Below are 18202 nucleotides of genomic sequence, written 5' to 3'. Positions count from 1 at the left end.
ATCGGATCCAGACCTATAAATTTCGGAGACGCAACAATGCAGACCAGTTTGAAGCTGCGCCTGGCCGCCGCCACGGCGGTGGGCGCCCTGACCCTGTCGCTGGGCGCCGCCCAGGCCGCCGCCGAACCCCGCCGTCCGGAGTGCATCGCCCCCGCCCAGCCCGGCGGCGGCTTCGACCTGACCTGCCGCCTGGCCACCGAGGGCCTGAAGCAGAGCGGGGCGCTCAAGACAGCCATGCGCATCGTCTACATGCCGGGCGGCATCGGCGCCGTGGCCTACAACAACATCGTGGCCCAGCATCCGAACGAGCCGGGCACCATCGTGGCCTTCTCCGGCGGTTCGCTGCTGAATCTGGCGCAGGGCAAGTTCGGCAAGTACAACGTCGACAACGTGCGCTGGCTGGCCGGCATCGGCACCGACTACGGCGTGGCCGTGGTGCGCAACGATTCGCCGTACACCGACCTGAAGGGCCTGATGGAGGCCTTCAAGCAGGATCCGACCAGGATCGTGCTGGGCGCCGGCGGCACCGTCGGCAGCCAGGATTGGATGAAGGCCGCGCTGACCGCCAAGGCGGCGGGCGTGGACTTCAAGAAGATGCGCTTCGTGGCCTTCGAAGGCGGCGGCGAGGCCGTGACTGCGTTGCGCGGGGGCCATATCCAGGCCTACATGGGCGACGCGGCCGAAGCCTTCACCATGCTCGAGGGCGGCGCTCCCATCCGCGTGCTGGCCGTGTTCAATGACCAGCGCCTGCCGGGCAAGCTGAACACCGTGCCCACCGCGCGCGAGCAGGGCTATGACATCGTCTGGCCCATCATCCGCGGCTTCTACGTGGGGCCGAAGGTGTCCGACAGCGACTATGAGTTCTGGGTCCAGGCGTTCAACAAGGCCACCGGCACGCCGGAATTCGCGAAGCTGCGCGAGCAGCAGGGCCTGTTTCCCTTCAGCAAGACCGGCGCCGAGCTGGACGCCTACGTGAAGCAGCAGGTGAAGCAGTACGGCGAACTGGCCGAGAGTTTCGGCCTGGTCAAGAAGTGATCTAGGCCGCCGGCCTTCATCCCAACCCGAGCGCTGCGTGGCAGCCCGCCCGCGGTTCATTCGCGGGCGGCGGGACGAGGCTACGCCGCGTTCCGGCCATCACGGAAAGACATCACCATGAACGATCGAACCCTGGGCATCGCGGCGCTTGCGCTGGCGGCCTTCATGACCTGGGCGGGATGGGACATCGAGGCGCCGTTCGCCTACGAGCCCGTCGGCCCGCGTGCCTTCCCGCTGCTGCTGGCGCTGATCATCGGCCTGTGCGGCCTGCGGCTGGCCATCAAGGGTGGCAACCCGGTGCAGGCCAACGCGCCCGGCGCCAACGGGCGCATCGCGCTGATGGTGCTGTTCTGCGCGGGCTACGCCTTCCTGTTCCAGTGGCTGGGCTTCATCGTCGCGACCGCGTTGATGACGGTGGCGGTGGGCCGGCTGTTCGGCGGCGGCTGGGGCAAGTGCGCCATCGGCGGCGTGGTCATGAGCGTCTTCTTTTTCGTGTTGTTCGACAAGGTGCTGGACGTGGTCCTGCCCGGCGGACTGCTGGAGAACCTGATATGAGCGGCATCCTCGATCATCTTTCCATCGGCTTTGGCGTCGCGTTCTCGCTGACCAACCTGCTGGTCGCGGCCATCGGCTCGTTCTTCGGCACGCTGGTGGGCGTGTTGCCGGGATTGGGCCCGATCAACGGCGTGGCGATGTTGATTCCGATCGCCTTCGCCATGAACCTGCCGCCCGAGACGGCGCTGATCCTGCTGGCGGCCGTATACGTGGGCGCCGAGTACGGCGGGCGCATCACGTCCATCCTGCTGAACGTGCCGGGCGAAGCCAGCGCCATCATGACCACGCTGGACGGCTATCCGCTGGCGCGCCAGGGCCTGGCCAACGTGGCGCTGTCGCTGTCGGCCTGGTCGGCGTTCTTCGGCGCCATCGTGTCGGTGGTGGGCATCATCCTGCTCGCGCCGCTGCTGGCCAAATGGGCGCTGGCCTTCGGTCCGGCTGAATACTTCGTATTGATGATCTTTGCGTTCTGCTGCCTGACCAGCCTGCTGGGCAAGCAGCCCGTCAAGGGCGTGCTGGCGGCGATGATCGGGTTGTCGATTTCGGTGGTCGGCGTGGACGCGAACTCAGGCGTATACCGCTATACCTTCGACCTGGTGCACCTGTCCGACGGCATCGAGTTCGTGGTGGTGGTGATCGCCCTGTTCGCGGTCAGCGAGATGCTGGAAATGCTGGAGAAGGTCATGGCCGGGCACAGCGTCGAGGTCAAGCCCAGCGGCCGCAAGCTGTTCAATCTGAAAGAGCTGGCGTTCACGTGGTGGAGCGTGGTGCGCAGCGCCTTCGTCGGCTTCGGCGTGGGCGTGCTGCCGGGGGCGGGCGCCAGCGTGGCCGCGGCCGTGGCCTATTCGCAGGAAAAGCGCATCATCGAAGGCAAGGATCCGGACGCCAAGTTCGGCAAGGGCGACATGCGCGGCCTGGTCGCGCCCGAGGCGGCGGCCACGGCTTCGGCGGTGGGTTCCTTCGTGCCGATGCTGACGCTGGGCGTGCCGGGCTCGGGCACGACGGCGGTGATGATGGGGGCGCTGACGCTCTACAACATCACGCCGGGGCCTGTGCTGTTCGATTCCAAGCCCGAGCTGGTCTGGGGCCTGATCGCCTCGCTGTTCGTGGCCAACGTGCTGCTGTTCATCATGAACGTACCGATGGTGCGGCTGTTCTCCAAGGTGCTGTCGGTGCCGGGTTGGCTGATGGTGCCGGGCATTCTCTGCATCAGCTATATCGGCGTGTATGCGATCAACGCCGGCACGTTCGACCTGTTGCTGGTGGCCGGTATCGGCACGCTGGGCTACTTCCTGCGCAAGTTCGGCCTGCCGATGGCGCCGCTGGTGCTGGGCGTGGTGCTGGGCAACATGATGGAGCAAAACCTGCGGCGCGCCTTGTCCATCACCGACGGCAATGTGTCGGTGCTGTTTCATAGCCCGGTCGCCATCAGCTTGTGGGTGGCCGCCGGCGCCGTGGTTGTGGTGCCGCAGCTCATGCGCCGCCTGCGCGCGCAGAAGAAGGTTGTCGTCGGGCCGGCATGACCGGACGCCCCAGCGGGCCGCGCACCGGCAGGCGCGGCGCCGCGGGGTGCCTCTGCCGGTTCTTGGACAGGGCGCCTTGCGGCGCCCTTTTTTTATGCGCGAATTCTCGCTGGGTTTGCTTGCGAAACCTTAATAGCGAGTATTTGCTCGTATTGGTGGAAATGAAAAGAGCGCGCCAAATGGCGCGCTCTTTCAGGCTGCTGCAGCGTTTGGACTACACCGAGGCAAGCCGCTCCAGCGCGGCATCCAGCGTCGCGTCCTTCTTGGCGAAGCAGAAGCGCACGATGCGGTGATTGGATTCCGGCGCGTCGGGTTGGCGGTAGAAGGCCGACACGGGAATCACGGTGACGCCGTGGTTCACGGTCAGGTCGCGCGCGAAGTCGGCTTCGGCCTGCTTGGAGATATCGCTGTAGTCGGCCAGCAGGAAGAACGTGCCGGGGCTGGGCAGGGGGCGGAAGCGCGTCTTGGCCAGGCCTTTGGACAGGCGGTCGCGCTTGGCCTGGTAGAAGGCCGGCAGGTCCAGGTAAGGCTTGGGATCGCGCATGAATTCGGCCAGCGCGTACTGCATGGGTGACGGCACGGTGAACACCATGAACTGGTGCACCTTGCGCAGTTCGGCGCTGAGCTGGCGCGGCGCGCAGCAGTAGCCGATCTTCCAGCCGGTGGTGTGATAGGTCTTGCCGAAGGAAGAGATGACGAAGGCATGCTCGGCCAGCAGCGGACGGCGCGCGACGCTGGCATGAGGCTTGCCGTCGAACACGATATGTTCGTAGACCTCGTCCGACAGCAGCAGTACGCCGGTGTCGCGCACGATGGCTTCCAGCGCGTCCAGGTCGCTGTCGTCGAGCACGGCGCCGGTGGGGTTGTGCGGGAAGTTCAGCATCAGCAGGCGCGTCTTGGACGTGATGGCGTCGCGCACGCGCTGCCAGTCGATGCGGTAGTAGGGATCGTCGGCCGTGGGTGCGCGCAGCGGCACGGGCACGGCGGTGCCACCGGCCAGGCGGATCGCGGGCAGGTACGAGTCGTAGCAGGGCTCGATGACGACGACCTCGTCGCCGCTGCCGACGGCGGCCAGCACGGTGGCCATCAGCGCCTCGGTGGCGCCGCTGGTGACGGTGATCTCGGTCTCGGGATCGTAGGCGTGGCCGTACAGCTCGCGCGCCTTGGCGGCGATGGCTTCACGCAGCGGCGCGACGCCGGGCATGTAGGGGTATTGATTGTGGCCGTCGGCCATGGCCTTGGATACCAACGCGCACAGCGCCGGGTCGGGATCGAAATCGGGAAAGCCCTGGCCGAGGTTGATGGCCTTGTGCTCGATGGCCAACCGGCTCATCACGGTGAAGATGGTGGTGCCGACGTCGGGCAGTTTGGATCGGATCATGGTTGACGCAATAGTGGACGCGATAGGGCGATGAGAGTTTCCGTAAGTATCCCACTAACTCATAATCTGGTTTTCCGATGAGCATATGCGTGGACGGGATGAAGGGCGGCAAAGTGGGGGGGCGGGTAGCGGCAGGCCTGGTGCTTGCGTTGGCCGGAGCGCTGGTGGCGGTATGGGCCCACATGCCCTTGCCATGGATGCTGGGCGCGCTGCTGGTCACGGCGGCCACGCGCATCGCGGGCTTGCGCACAGCCTGTCCACGGCCGGCGCGCAATGCCGGGCAGTGGGTCATTGGCACATCGCTGGGCTTGTACTTCACACCGCAGGTCGTCGAGCATATCGGCAACAACGCGGGGCCTATCATCGCGGGCATGTTGTTCGCGCTGGGACTGTCCTTCATTGGTACGGCGATTTTGCGCCGATATACGGACGCGGATTTCAAGACGGCCTGGTTCTCGTCGGCGATCGGTGGCGCCAGCGAAATGGCGAACCTGGCAGAGCGCTACGGCGCGCGCATCGATCGCGTGGCCACGGCGCACAGCGTGCGCGTGCTGCTGGTGGTGGTGACGGTGCCCTTCATCTTTCAGGGGTGGGGCGTGGCGGGGTTGGATCCGACCGTGCCGGGGCCGCGCGTGGTGCATTGGCCCGGGCTGGCGGCGCTGGTGGCGTTGACCTGCATGGGCGGGCTGCTGTTCATGAGGCTGAGGCTACCCAATCCCTGGGTGCTGGGATCGATGTCGGTGGCGATGACGCTGACCCTGTCCGGCATGGAATTGTCGGCGCTGCCCGACTATGTGCCGAAGATCGGGCAGCTGTTCATTGGCTGGTCCCTGGGGGACCGCTATCGTCCGGACTTCTTTCGCGCCGCGCCGCGTTTCATCGCGGCCGTGGCCGTGTTTACGCTGGTCGCATTGGCGCTGGCGTTCGGGCTGGGCGCATTGCTGTCGCTATGGTCCGCCGCGCCGGTGCCCACGTTGATACTGGGTACGACGCCGGGCGGAATCGCCGAGATGGCGATCACGGCAAAGGTGCTGCAACTGGGGGTTCCGGTGGTGACGGCGTTCCATGTGACGCGCATGGTGTTCGTGGTGCTGGTGACCGGACCGATGTACAACTTTCTGGCGCGCAGGCAGCGGGAGTCCGCATAACGGTATTACCCGAAGACGTCCGACGAGTCTGAAAAATGCGACATTCGGGTAAACAACTATATGACTCGGTAATGTGTGGTGGGTATGCTGGTTCCGCAGTTGATTCAAGCAGCGCGCGATCGCGTTCTGTCGTCGTTTGACGAACGTGAACGCAGCAGCAACGCAGGTATCCCTACCGGTCGTTCAGTTGTCACGGCGTCCTTGATTCATTGCAATCTCGTTAATTACAGGACGCTAGGAAAATGGCTCAGAAGGGCAAAGTCAAGTGGTTCAATGCTGACAAGGGTTACGGCTTCATCACGCCGGACGCTGGCGGCACCGATGTTTTCGCACACTTTTCCGCCATCCAAGGCCGCGGTTACCGTAGCCTGAACGAAGGTCAGGAAGTCGAATTCGAAGTCAAGGATGGTCCGAAAGGACCTCAAGCGGCCGAAATTCGCCCGCTCTAAATCGGGAAATCCCAATTTCCCGTCAGCCAGGTTGAATCCTGGCTACAACGCCCCAAGACCTTGCGGTCTGGGGCGTTGTTTCATTTGGGCCTGCCCTTATCGATGTTGATCTCGCGCGACCAGTATTTTCGGGCTTGCCGAGCACAATGTTAGTGAATACTAACTTAACCTGAGTCCTTTGGATAAGTCTGTGGATAATTTTCCCGGACCGGTCTTGGTTTTGTGGGCAATCTTGGATCAATAGGTATTCGGCGGCGCGGTTTTGCACAATTTTGGATATTTGTTTGAATCGCGTGTCTGCCGGGTTCATGTTTCTCATGAAGCTCGCCATATCGTCTTCCACGCAGGGGGATACCTGCTTTTTCCCCAGGAAATTCGGGCTCTTACCGATTATTCAGTGCTTCGACGGCGTATTGGCCGCAAGCTGGCCGACGCGCTCTGGCGCTCTGTTGGGGCAGTTTTTGATGGTCTGACAGACGGTTGTTCACAAAGATATCCCCATCTTGGTTATGCACAGAATCCCCCTTGGTTTACGCCAAAGTGGGGTATCCAGTCTGTGGATAGAAATGGGGATATCGGCCAGCGAGCGGCTATTGATTCCGGTTTGCGCGACTGCTTCAGTGCAGCGGAAAGCCAGGATGCCGTAACACTCTGGTAGCGTTGAGCGGGCTTTGGCCGGGACAGACACGCGTGGGTATTGCCGCCAAAAAAATAGATCAAACGCGGCTAGAGATGTTGTCCACAGCGTTTTCCCGTGGATCAGCCAAAAGGATGAGGGCGGCCGTATCCGGCTGGGCTATATGAATTGTGCGGCCAGGGATTGAGTGCGCGAGCGGGATGTGGTGGCTGAGTGTCTGACGTGCAATTACAACTTTGTGGAAAAGTCGTGGATCGGCCTGACGAGCGGAAGGTGCGGTTGGACAGCAAATTCATCAGCCAGTTCCTGCTGACGATAGTTGTAGGAGTTGTCCACAAAATTCGGGCGCGTGCAATCTTGCCTATCACAGCCATAGACTGCAGCTTATCCACAATGTTCTGCCGCCTTGCTCGTGCTTGGGCAATCGGCGTATCCATTGATTCGAAAGCCTATTTTGCCGTGGCAGGCGAATCAGCAACAGGCGGAGTGCCTACCTAGCATGGCTCATGGATTTATGGGCCGAGTGGGCGGCCTGGGTCCTAGGTTCGGGTTGTCCACTTTTTTGTCCACAGGCCTGGCTAATCTGGGATGAGGATTTCATGTGGATAAGGTGAACTCAGATATTCAGCGTTGTTGTTGGCTTGCTCTTGTTCTCACGTGCGTGTTGGAGAAGGGAAGCTGTGTGGTTTCACATGAAAATGGGTACGGCTGGCGCTGATCTTCGGAAATACGCTGGTGCTGTGGATAAGGCATATCACGATCGGTCGGCCTTTGCCGGTCAGCGATCTGGGTATGAACCAGACTCGGACATTGGTAAGCCCTTATCTGTCGTAGTCGGAATCGGAGTATGGACTGATGGATCGGTCTGCTTAGCGTGATGCAGATGATCGCGAGAATCGATGGTGCGTGGTCGTTGTGTTCAAAGAAGGGCCGATTGTTTTGGGGGTAGGGGATGGGTAGGGCTAGAGAATCGTGATTTTCATTAGATGTTTCACGTGAAACGGGAACAAGGATTGCTCGGGGCGATGTGGGTGCAGCATTAAAAGGAACTGGGGATCTTGGTTTCACGTGGAACATCACGAGCCTTGGACAATCATCAGCGCAGTCCAAGGGAGGTTGTTCCACGTGAAACATGAAACGAATTCCAGCCCTTGCACCCAACACAGGAAAACTGAGCATTAAATGTTCCACGTGGAACATTGAAATCCGCACCGCCGAACATGAACGTTGCATCATTCGAATGATGTTTCACGTGAAACAACAACGGAAGAGCAGTGCTATCTGGTGGGTAGGGATGCGCCGGTCCGTATTTAATGTCGATGGCAGATAGGTATATGTTCCACGTGAAACATTGGAATCTGAGCATGGACATCCCCGTTGTTCAGAGTCAACGCGATAGCATTGCTGACTCTCATGAAGCCCACATCGGTTTGGCGGATACCCATCTACGGATATCAACAGGGCCATCATGTGTTCCACGTGAAACATGAGACTTGGGCAGATGCCGACATATTCAGGCTGGGATGCTTGTATCCCCGTCGCGTTTTCCTCACGTCTTACCGGTGCGACGGCCAATCCAGCCGCAGTAAAGCATGTTTCACGTGAAACATGCCCCCCCTGCATCTATAATGAGCACCGAACGCTCTCTTATCTTCTCCCCCCATCATGGATTACCCCCGCGAATTCGATGTCATCGTTGTCGGTGGCGGTCACGCCGGCACCGAGGCGGCGCTGGCGGCTGCGCGCACCGGCGCACAGACGCTGCTGCTGACCCACAACATCGAGACCCTAGGCCAAATGTCTTGCAATCCCTCCATCGGTGGGATCGGCAAGGGACATCTTGTCAAAGAGGTCGACGCGCTGGGTGGCGCCATGGCCTTGGCGACGGACGAGGCCGGCATTCAGTTCCGCATTCTGAACGGCTCCAAGGGGCCGGCAGTGCGTGCGACGCGAGCCCAGGTTGATCGCGTGCTGTACCGCAAGGCGATCCGTGGTCGCCTGGAAAATCAGTCGAATCTCTGGCTATTCCAGCAGGCAGTCGAGGATTTGATGGTGGAGGGCGACCGCGTCGTGGGCGCCGTAACCCAGGTGGGTCTGAAGTTTCGCGCCAAGACGGTAGTTCTGACCGCAGGGACGTTCCTGAACGGACTGATCCACGTGGGCCTGCAGAACTATTCCGGCGGTCGTGCCGGAGATCCACCGGCGATTTCCCTGGGCCAGCGCCTGAAGGAACTGAAGCTTCCGCAAGGCCGCCTCAAGACCGGAACGCCGCCCCGTATCGACGGCCGCACGATTAACTACTCGATCCTGGAAGAGCAGCCGGGCGATCTGAATCCGATTCCCGTGTTCTCGTACATGGGCAATGTGGCCATGCATCCTCGGCAGCTGCCTTGCTGGATCACGCACACCAATACCCGCACGCACGACATCATTCGCGGCGGGCTGGATCGCTCGCCGATGTATAGCGGCGTGATCGAAGGTGTGGGCCCGCGCTACTGTCCGTCGATCGAAGACAAGATCCACCGCTTCGCCGACAAGGAGTCGCACCAGGTATTCCTGGAGCCGGAAGGGCTGGACACGCATGAGGTGTATCCCAATGGCGTTTCCACCAGCCTGCCGTTCGATGTGCAGCTGGACCTGATCCATTCGTTGCCTGGCCTGGAGAACGCCCATATCCTGCGTCCCGGTTATGCCATCGAATATGACTATTTTGATCCACGTGGATTGAAGAGCACGTTGGAAACCAAGGCGATCGAAGGTCTGTACTTCGCCGGCCAGATCAATGGCACCACGGGTTACGAAGAGGCCGCGGCCCAGGGCTTGCTGGCTGGCGTGAATGCCGCGCTCAAGTCGCTGGACCGCGATCAATGGACGCCGCGCCGCGACGAAGCCTATCTGGGTGTGCTGGTCGACGACCTGGTCACGCGCGGCGTGACCGAGCCCTATCGCATGTTCACCTCGCGCGCCGAGTATCGTCTCAGCCTGCGCGAGGACAATGCTGACCTGCGTCTGACCGAAATCGGTCGCCGCCTCGGTATCGTTGACGATGTGCGCTGGGATGCGTTCAATCGCAAGCGCGATGCGGTTGCCGCCGAAGTCGAGCGCTTGAAATCGTCCTGGGTCAACCCGCGCGTGTTGCCCGCCGAAATCGCGGAACCGCTGCTGGGGAAGGCGATAGAACGTGAGTACTCACTAGCCGACCTGCTGAAACGGCCGGGCGTTTCCTATGAATCGCTGATGGCCGCCCGCAACCTGGATGGCTCGCTGCTCGCCGGTCCTGGCGTGGTTGCGGACGAGGTGCTGGCCGAGCAGGTCGAGATCCAGGTGAAGTACGCCGGCTACATCGCCCGCCAGCAGGACGAAGTGCAGAAGCAGATTTCGCACGAGCTGCAGCCCATTCCCGCCGACGTCGACTACGACGCCGTGACCAGCCTGTCGTTCGAAGTGCGCCAGAAGCTCAAGACGCACCGGCCCGAAACCATCGGCCAGGCGGCCCGCATTTCCGGGGTGACCCCGGCGGCGATCTCGCTGCTGATGATCCATCTCAAGCGCCTGCACTATGGCACGCGCAAGCTGAGCCGCGATGCCTCGTCCGAGGCGGGCCCCGAGGAGGCCGCGGCATGACGTCACAAGCGCAAGCGGCCGGCGCCGACATGGCCGGCCGCTTGTCCCAGGCATGCGCGCAACTCGGCCTGCCGGTCGACGCGCAAGCTGTGGACAAGCTGCTCGGCTATCTGGCGCAGATGCAGCGCTGGAACCGTACCTACAACCTCACCGCCATCCGCGATCCGCAGCAGATGCTGATCCAGCATCTGTTCGACAGCCTGTCCGTCGTGGCGCCGCTGAGCGCCGCGCTGGGCGAGGCGCCTGCCAGGATCTATGACGTGGGTTCGGGCGGTGGCTTGCCCGGCGTGGTGCTGGCCATCATGCGGCCGCATTGGTCCGTGACCTGCATCGACGCCGTCGAAAAGAAAACCGCATTCGTGCGCCAGATGAGCGGCGCGCTGGCCTTGCCCAATCTGCAGGCCCGCCACGCCCGCATCGAAACGCTGGAGCCGGGCGAGTGCAATATTGTGACGTCGCGCGCCTTCGCATCATTGGATGATTTTGCCGAACTCGCGGGTCGCCATGTGCGCAACGATGGTACCCTCGTTGCGATGAAGGGCAAGGTCCCCGACGATGAAATCCAGGCGTTGCACGCGCGCGGGACATGGCAAGTCGACCACATACAGCCGCTCCACGTGCCGGAGCTGCAAGCAGAACGCTGCCTGATCTGGATGCGCCGCAGTCAAGGAACCCTATGAATAACATTCCCCCCAGCGAAACCGCTCGCGTTTTCTGCATTGCCAACCAGAAGGGCGGTGTGGGCAAGACGACGACCGCCATCAACCTGGCGGCCGGCCTTGCCACGCACAAGCAACGCGTGCTGCTGGTGGACCTGGATCCGCAAGGCAATGCCACGATGGGCAGCGGCATCGACAAGAACTCGCTGGCGTCCAATCTCTATCAAGTGCTGATCGGAGAGGCCACCATCGCGCAGGCGCGCGTGCGCTCCGAGTCGGGCGGCTATGACGTGCTGCCGGCCAACCGCGAGCTGTCGGGCGCGGAAATCGACCTGGTGCAGATGGACGAGCGCGAGCGTCAGCTCAAGGCCGCCATCGATTCCGTCAAGCACGAGTACGACTTCGTGCTGATCGATTGCCCGCCCACGCTGTCGCTGCTCACGCTCAACGGCCTGGCCGCGGCGCACGGCGTCATCATTCCCATGCAGTGCGAGTACTTCGCGCTCGAAGGTCTGTCCGACCTGGTCAACACCATCAAGCGCGTGCACCGAAACATCAACGACGACCTGCGCGTGATCGGTTTGCTGCGCGTGATGTTCGATCCGCGCATGACGCTGCAGCAGCAGGTGTCCGCGCAGCTGGAATCGCACTTCGGCGACAAGGTCTTCAAGACCGTGGTGCCGCGCAACGTGCGCCTGGCCGAAGCGCCCAGCTATGGCATGCCTGGCGTGGTGTACGACCGCGGCTCGCGCGGCGCGCAGGCCTATATCTCGTTCGGCGCCGAAATGATCGAGCGCGTCAAGGAACTCAACTGACGCCGCAGCCACCATGTCCGCAGCAACGCTCTTTTCCCGCCCCACCGCAGCGCCTGCCGCGCGTCCCTCGGACGATGCGCGCGACCGCCTGCGCGTGCGGCTGGAAGAGGCCGCGCTGAACGCCACGGCCGTCTCCGCGCAGCTGCTCCACGACGGCTGGCTGGTGCGTTTTGCGCCGTCAGCGGCCAAGCGGGTGCGCAGCATCAATGTGCTGGGGTTATCCACACGTCCGCTCGATGAGCGGCTGGCGTATTGTTCTTCGTTGTACGCGCGCCGTGGCCTGCCGATGCTGTTCCGCCTGACGTCCATCGGACCGGATTTTTCCCTGGACGACGAACTGGCCGCGCGCGGCTATGCACTGATCGAAGAAACCCGCGTCATGTCCGCGCCATTGGCGCCTCGGCCGCAGGCCGCGCCTGCCGGGCTGACGTTCGCAATGGTGGATCCGGTCCGCTTTGCCGATGAAGTTGGACGCATGCGCGGCGCCTTGCCGCAGCATGTCGAGGAACATCGCGCACGCCTGGCGGGGTTGGCTGTGGATATCTCGCCGGTGCTGGCGCATGCCGGCGACGGCCGTTGCGTGGCTGCGGGATTGGCCGTGCGCGATGGCGACTTGCTGGGCCTGTTCGATATCGTTACGCATCCCGATGAACGGCGCAAAGGCCATGCCGGCGCGCTGGTGGAATATTTGTTGGCCGCAGGCGCGGCCGACGGCGCGGCAACCGCCTATTTGCAGGTGGAGCCGGACAATGCCGCCGCACGCGCCTTGTACGCCCGCTACGGTTTCAAAGACTGTTACGCGTATTGGTACCGCCTGCCTGCCGAGCAGGCGGCCGCCTGAGCCCGGCTCGGGATACAAAAACAGAAGGAAAGAGGATTTAACTATGGCCACCAAGAAACCCAAGGGTTTGGGTCGCGGACTGGATGCCCTGCTGGGCGCTGACGCGCCCGCCATCGAGAATATCGGCAAGGCGCAGGCCAAGCCCGAGGGTCCGCCGTCCACCTTGCCCGTCTCCAAGATGCGCGCCGGCAAATACCAGCCGCGCACGCGCATGGACGAGGGCGCCTTGGGCGAACTGGCCGAATCGATCCGCACGCAAGGCATCATGCAACCCATTCTTGTGCGCGAACTGGGCGAAGAACCCGGACAGTACGAAATCATCGCCGGCGAGCGGCGATTCCGCGCGGCGCAGCTGGCCGGCCTGAAGGAAGTGCCGGTGCTGGTGCGTGAAGTGGCCGACGAGCACGCCGCCGTCATGGCGCTGATCGAGAACATCCAGCGCGAGGACCTGAACCCGCTTGAAGAAGCGCATGGCGTGCGCCGCCTGCTCGACGAGTTCGGCCTGACGCACGAACAGGCGGCCCAGGCCATCGGCCGTTCGCGCTCGGCGACCAGCAATCTGCTGCGCCTGTTGAACCTGGCCGCGCCGGTGCAGACCATGCTGCTGGCCGGCGATGTGGACATGGGCCATGCGCGCGCGCTGCTGGCCGTGGACGCGGCCACGCAGATCCAGCTGGCTAATCAGATCATCGCCCGCCGCCTGTCGGTGCGCGAGGCCGAGAAGCTGGTCGCCAAGACCGCCAAGGATGCCGAGTCGGCATCGGCGCCGCGCAAGAAGGCCAATGGCGTGTCGCGCGATCTGACGCGCCTGGAGGAAGCCTTGTCCGATCACCTGGGCACGCGCGTCGCGCTCAAGGTCGGCGCCAAGGACAAGGGCCAGATCGTGATCGACTTCCACGGCTGGGAACACCTGAATTCCTTGCTTGAACGCCAGGGCCTGTCCGGAGTAGTCGATGCCTGACGCGCTGCCCGTGGTGGCGGTGTTGGCGACCGGCGGCACCATCGCCGGCGCCCAGGCCGACGCGACCTCGGCCGGCTACAAGGCCGGCTCCTTCTCGGTGGACGATCTGTTGGCCGCCGTGCCGCAGCTGGCGGGGATTGCCCGCATTCGCGCCGAGCAGGTGGCCAACGTCGGCAGCCAGAACATGACGCATGACGTCTGGCGCGCGCTGGCCGCGCGCGTGGATGCCTTGTGCCAGGACGCGTCCGTGGCCGGCATCGTCATTACCCACGGCACGGACACGCTGGAAGAGACCGCGTATTTCCTGAGCCTGGTGGTGCGCCACGACAAGCCTGTCGTGCTGGTAGGCGCGATGCGACCGGCCACCGCGCTGGGCGCCGAAGGTCCCGCCAATCTGTACAACGCGGTGGCGCTGGCGCGCCATGCCGAGGCCCGCGGCCGCGGGCCGCTGGTGGTGATGAACGAGGACATCCACTACGCGCGCGAGGTGCAGAAGATCGCCAGCGCCGGCCTGTGCGCGTTCAGCTCGCCCAATCGCGGCCGTGCCGGTGTCATGCACGGCGGCGCGCCGAAGTTCTATTCCCGGAATGCCACCACGCATTCCACGCAAAGCGAGTTTTCACTCGCATTGTTGGAAAAGTCGGGCTGGCCCCGCGTGGGCATCGTGTACGCGCACGCGGACCTGCAGGCCGACGTGATTGATTTCATGGCGTCCGTGTGCCAAGGCATCGTGCTGGCTGGCGTCGGGGATGGCAATGCGACCGACGCGGCCATCGCCGCCCTGACGCGCGCCGCCGCCGCAGGCGTGGCCGTGGCTCGCTCCAGCCGCACCGGCAGCGGCTTGGTCGCGCGCGACGTCGAACTCGATGACGCCGCGCTGGGCTTCATCGCGGCGGCAGACCTGAGCCCGCAGAAGGCACGCATCCTGTTGATGCTGGGCCTGTCCGCCACGCGTGATCCGGCGGCGCTGCAGCATTGCTTCGAACGCTATTGAAGAGCCCGCACGCCATGCGCTCCATCTGAGCGCACGGCGCAGTCAGGCAATCGACACCGCGCCCACCACGGATTCCAGCGCCGCATAGGCGGGTAAGGCTTGCGCCGACGCGTTGGTGACGAGGTGGTCGATGCGGTTCGCGGCGCAGTACGACATGCGGCTGCATACGCCGATCTTGCTGAAGTCGGCCAGCAGTACCCGCTGCCTGGCGTTGTCGGCCATGGCCCGCGCCACGTCGGCTTCGCGCAGGTCGTAGCTGGTGGCGCCGCATTCGGCATCCACACCCACCGGTGACAGCAGCGCCAGGTCCGCGCGATAGCGGTGGATCTCGGCCACGGTGACGCCGCCGGCGGTGGCGCAGACGGGGCCGCCCACCGTTCCGCCCAGCATGAGCACTTCATTGGCGCCGTTGCCCGCGGCGCCGATTTTCCTTGCCACGTCGAAGGAATTGGTGATGATGGTCAGTCCGCTCTGCCTGGCCAGTTCGTCGGCCAGCACGCTGGTGGTGCTGCCGGCATCCAGGAACAGGGTCTGGCCGCTGGCGGTCAGGCTGGCGGCAAGGCGCGCGATGGCGCGCTTGTACTTCACGCGGGTATGCACGCGTTCGGCGATGGGCGGCTCGCTGTGCACCGGCACCGCGCCGCCATGCACACGGCGCAGTTCTCCCAACGCTTCCAGCTCGAGCAGGTCGCGCCTGACGGTTTCCCGGGAGACCCCCAATTCGCCGACGATGCGGTCGGTCGAGACTTGCTGCAATGTAGACAGCAGCGCGCGGATTCGCTGATACCGCTCTTCTTGCCACATAACGGATGCTTCCTATCTATAGCCGGCGCGTTGCACGCCGGACGCCCGGGACGACCGATTCATGCCTAGCCGTCCCGGCGCAGTTGGCATGATACGGCCCGGACTTGCCGCGCAGGTCCTCGGGACGGGGAATTCGTCCGGGCACGGAACGGCAAGCGCCCGACGCGGCAATGGCGGATTCAAGTCGGGAGGCGGGCCAACAAAAGCTGCGCAAGAAGTTGCCCACAGACTTGTCCACAGGGTTGTTCGGAAACGGGTCGGATCGCATGGGGTCAGACAGCCCTGATCTTGAAATCGCCGCAGGCGCGAGGCGCGTCGTCAGCGTGGCCCATTCGCGGCATCATGGAGCGATGCCGCGCGCCCGGAATGGCCAAGAATTCGCTTTATCGCGGGCTGCCATCCAGATGTCAGAATCCGGGTTGCATTTCTAGGTATATTTGCAAATTTGTGGCAAAACGTCCAGCCGGGATCTGTTTGCCTGCAACGGAACAGGCGCTTTTGCGTCAACGAACAGCAGGCAGGCGTTCGAGCCAGTGCGCGGCGCTTGCCTGACGGGTCCAAGTATCCGGGCCTGCCCTGTTTTGGAGTACAGCTATGCATACCTCGACGCCGCTCGCGGCACAGCAGTTGGCCGCCTACGCCGCATTTGCCCAGACCCTGGCGGACCGGGTTCGGCCCTTGTCGCGGCAGTGGTTCCGGCATCCCTTGTCCATCGACACCAAGGCCGACGAGAGCCCGGTCACCCAGGCCGACCGCGAAGTCGAAGCCGCGTTGCGGGCGGCTATTTCGCAGCAGTACCCCGAGCACGGCATTTTTGGCGAAGAGTATGGCGTGCAGCAGGCCGAGGCGGAATTCGTGTGGTCGCTGGACCCCATCGACGGCACGCGCGCCTTCATTTCCGGCAATCCCCTGTGGGGCACCTTGCTGGCGTTGCTGTATCGGGGCAAGCCGGTGCTGGGCTTGATCGATGTGCCGATGCTGGACGAGCGCTGGATCGGTACGCAGGGGGGCGTGTCGAATCTGAACGGACAGCTTTGTTCGGCCAGCCGCTGCGCAAGCCTGGACCAGGCCATTCTGTATGCGACTTCGCCCGATATCTTCAATACCGCCGAACTGGCCGCATTCGACGCCCTGGCGCGTTCGACGCGCATGCGTCGCTATGGCGGCGATTGCTACAGCTATGGCTTGCTCGCCAGCGGCCATGTCGACCTGGTGGTCGAGGCGGGATTGCAGCCCTATGACTATATGGCTTTGATACCGGTGATCGAAGGCGCGGGCGGCGTCATCACGGATTGGGCCGGCCAGCCGCCAGGCCTGGATTCTGACGGCCGCGTGATTGCCGCCGCGACGCCGCAGCTGCATCAGCAGGCCATGCGCGCGTTGGCGCACCTGGCTTGAAACGAATCAGGAACGGCAGCGATTCGAGCGCCGCGGTCTCGCGTTGAATGCGAGCAATCGCTTCACTTCGTGCATTGAGGTTTTACGAGCAAAGCGTCGGATATTTTGCGAGTAAAGATTTGCATATGGAAATTCATGAGCTAAAGCTTGCTTATTCATATAAGCGAGTAAGTACTCATAAATTGGGCTGGGCGGCATATCGCAAGAAGATGATGGATTTGGCTTGGTGCGCCCGGATTGCGAGAATTGCGCCATTTCTTCGGCCGGGAAGCGCATGAGGATGGAGGTTGGCCGGTCTGGCGCATAGCCGCGCTTGTGATTGGTCGGCGTGCGGGCGGGGAGGGTGTGACCGTCGTCCGTTGCGCATCTGTTGGAGGATGGGTGAAAGCGGGGAGGCGGTTCTGTCTATCTGCCGCGTCCCTTTTTGGGGTGGGCGCAAGAGGGCAGGCTGCTGAAAGGGTTGTGAGCAGAGGCAGGGCGAAACGCGGCGGTTCGGATGCGGCTTGTTTGGCCGGGAAGGGGGCAGCCTGGTCCGGCAGACGGATCAACCCGCCCTCCGGGCCCGCAGTCCCCGGGTCCGGAGGGCGCAACTTTTCCGTGCAGCGTTTCGCAGAAACCTGTAAGCTTCGCCCCCTCTGCGCGGAAACGCGGCGGAGGCAGGACTGGAAATTGGAAATTTTCGATCCCGGCGTTTGACACCGGATTCGAAAGTGTTCATAATCTCAAGTTCTCCGCTGGAGGGGTGCCCGAGTGGTTAAAGGGGGCAGACTGTAAATCTGTTGGCCTTGCGCCTACGTTGGTTCGAATCCAACCTCCTCCACCAGAGACCCTATACCTAAATCCAGGCGCGGCTAGAGCATCAGCGGCCTGGATTTTAAAATGCAAGCCCAGGGAGCTGGGCGGCCTTTGCAACGAAGGCCGTAAGGCTTCAGGGGTCTGGATTTGAAGGTGTTGGGAAGTACGAGAAGGTGAAAGGGTAGCCGCGGGTGTAGCTCAATGGTAGAGCAGAAGCCTTCCAAGCTTACGACGAGGGTTCGATTCCCTTCACCCGCTCCAAGATTTATACGCCCATGTGGCTCAGTGGTAGAGCACTCCCTTGGTAAGGGAGAGGTCACGCGTTCGATCCGCGTCATGGGCACCACAACTTCTTTTCTTCAGTCAGAAGCGCAATCCAGGTCAGGAGTCAGCCATGGCAAAAGGCAAGTTTGAACGTACCAAGCCGCACGTGAACGTGGGTACGATTGGTCACGTTGACCACGGCAAAACGACGTTGACGGCAGCCATCACGACGGTTCTGTCGACCAAGTTCGGCGGCGAAGCCAAGGGCTACGACCAGATCGATGCAGCTCCTGAAGAAAAGGCACGCGGCATCACCATC

15 protein-coding genes and 3 tRNA genes are annotated in these 18202 nt (G+C 63.0%); 16 read left to right on the top strand and 2 right to left on the bottom strand.

What is annotated here, in order from left to right; all coding sequences use genetic code 11:
• Positions 1–36: 36 nt before the first annotated feature.
• From ACEU5R_RS18180 to ACEU5R_RS18170, 3 genes are all read left to right on the top strand, one after another.
• Positions 37–1035 (top strand): Bug family tripartite tricarboxylate transporter substrate binding protein, encoded by a 999-nt coding sequence (locus ACEU5R_RS18180; RefSeq protein ID WP_392411119.1) that lies wholly within the window; start codon positions 37–39, stop codon positions 1033–1035.
• Between the two features lie 117 nt (positions 1036–1152).
• Positions 1153–1590 (top strand): tripartite tricarboxylate transporter TctB family protein, encoded by a 438-nt coding sequence (locus ACEU5R_RS18175; RefSeq protein WP_103271767.1) that lies wholly within the window; start codon positions 1153–1155, stop codon positions 1588–1590.
• Positions 1587–3113 (top strand): tripartite tricarboxylate transporter permease, encoded by a 1527-nt coding sequence (locus tag ACEU5R_RS18170; protein WP_392411118.1) that lies wholly within the window; start codon positions 1587–1589, stop codon positions 3111–3113. Before ACEU5R_RS18175 ends, ACEU5R_RS18170 begins: the two co-directional genes overlap by 4 nt.
• A 214-nt stretch (positions 3114–3327) precedes the next feature.
• Here ACEU5R_RS18170 and ACEU5R_RS18165 read toward each other — a convergent pair whose 3' ends face one another.
• On the bottom strand, positions 3328–4494 hold the full coding sequence (locus ACEU5R_RS18165) for a pyridoxal phosphate-dependent aminotransferase (protein ID WP_392411117.1): 1167 nt from the start codon (positions 4492–4494) through the stop codon (positions 3328–3330).
• A 98-nt stretch (positions 4495–4592) separates the two neighbouring features.
• Here ACEU5R_RS18165 and ACEU5R_RS18160 point away from each other — a divergent pair, with 98 nt between their 5' ends.
• The 8 genes from ACEU5R_RS18160 (at position 4593) to ACEU5R_RS18125 (ending at position 14622) form a co-directional block, all read left to right on the top strand.
• A complete protein-coding gene (locus ACEU5R_RS18160) occupies positions 4593–5642 on the top strand; it encodes an AbrB family transcriptional regulator (protein ID WP_392411144.1) in 1050 nt (349 codons plus the stop codon).
• A 242-nt stretch (positions 5643–5884) separates the two neighbouring features.
• Positions 5885–6091, top strand: a complete 207-nt coding sequence (locus ACEU5R_RS18155; RefSeq protein WP_006389561.1) for a cold-shock protein — start codon at positions 5885–5887, stop codon at positions 6089–6091.
• Between the two features lie 2302 nt (positions 6092–8393).
• Positions 8394–10352, top strand: a complete 1959-nt coding sequence (gene mnmG, locus ACEU5R_RS18150) for a tRNA uridine-5-carboxymethylaminomethyl(34) synthesis enzyme MnmG (protein ID WP_392411115.1) — start codon at positions 8394–8396, stop codon at positions 10350–10352.
• Positions 10353–10381: 29 nt separating this feature from the next.
• The gene (gene rsmG / locus ACEU5R_RS18145; RefSeq protein ID WP_392411113.1) at positions 10382–11032 is read left to right on the top strand and encodes a 16S rRNA (guanine(527)-N(7))-methyltransferase RsmG; all 651 of its coding nucleotides are present in this window, start codon (positions 10382–10384) and stop codon (positions 11030–11032) included.
• Positions 11029–11826 (top strand): ParA family protein, encoded by a 798-nt coding sequence (locus tag ACEU5R_RS18140; protein WP_103271761.1) that lies wholly within the window; start codon positions 11029–11031, stop codon positions 11824–11826. Before rsmG ends, ACEU5R_RS18140 begins: the two co-directional genes overlap by 4 nt.
• A gap of 13 nt (positions 11827–11839) precedes the next feature.
• Positions 11840–12667, top strand: a complete 828-nt coding sequence (locus ACEU5R_RS18135) for a GNAT family N-acetyltransferase (protein WP_392411111.1) — start codon at positions 11840–11842, stop codon at positions 12665–12667.
• 43 nt (positions 12668–12710) lie between these two features.
• Positions 12711–13628 (top strand): ParB/RepB/Spo0J family partition protein, encoded by a 918-nt coding sequence (locus ACEU5R_RS18130; protein ID WP_103271759.1) that lies wholly within the window; start codon positions 12711–12713, stop codon positions 13626–13628.
• Positions 13621–14622: an asparaginase gene (locus ACEU5R_RS18125; protein WP_392411110.1), complete on the top strand. Its 1002-nt coding sequence runs from the start codon at positions 13621–13623 to the stop codon at positions 14620–14622. Before ACEU5R_RS18130 ends, ACEU5R_RS18125 begins: the two co-directional genes overlap by 8 nt.
• A gap of 42 nt (positions 14623–14664) precedes the next feature.
• On the opposite strand, the gene ACEU5R_RS18120 is transcribed toward ACEU5R_RS18125, so the two are convergent.
• Positions 14665–15426 (bottom strand): DeoR/GlpR family DNA-binding transcription regulator, encoded by a 762-nt coding sequence (locus ACEU5R_RS18120; RefSeq protein WP_103271757.1) that lies wholly within the window; start codon positions 15424–15426, stop codon positions 14665–14667.
• Between the two features lie 594 nt (positions 15427–16020).
• Between ACEU5R_RS18120 and hisN the strand changes: the two genes are divergently transcribed.
• The 5 genes from hisN to ACEU5R_RS18095 form a co-directional block, all read left to right on the top strand.
• Positions 16021–16824 carry a histidinol-phosphatase gene (gene hisN, locus ACEU5R_RS18115; protein ID WP_392411108.1) on the top strand — a complete coding sequence of 268 codons (804 nt, stop codon included), beginning with the start codon at positions 16021–16023 and terminating at the stop codon, positions 16822–16824.
• Between the two features lie 736 nt (positions 16825–17560).
• A tRNA-Tyr gene (locus ACEU5R_RS18110) sits at positions 17561–17647 on the top strand.
• 159 nt (positions 17648–17806) lie between these two features.
• Positions 17807–17880 (top strand) — tRNA-Gly (locus ACEU5R_RS18105).
• Between the two features lie 10 nt (positions 17881–17890).
• A tRNA-Thr gene (locus tag ACEU5R_RS18100) sits at positions 17891–17965 on the top strand.
• A gap of 48 nt (positions 17966–18013) precedes the next feature.
• Positions 18014–18202 (top strand): GTP-binding protein (locus ACEU5R_RS18095; protein ID WP_233437053.1); only part of this gene is annotated, 189 nt, incomplete at its 3' end.

This window comes from Achromobacter sp. 413638 (assembly GCF_043119405.1).
Classification (GTDB): Bacteria; Pseudomonadota; Gammaproteobacteria; order Burkholderiales; family Burkholderiaceae_B; genus Achromobacter.
Note: the sequence above shows the minus strand (reverse complement) of the source record. Positions and strands in the feature narration are given on the sequence as shown.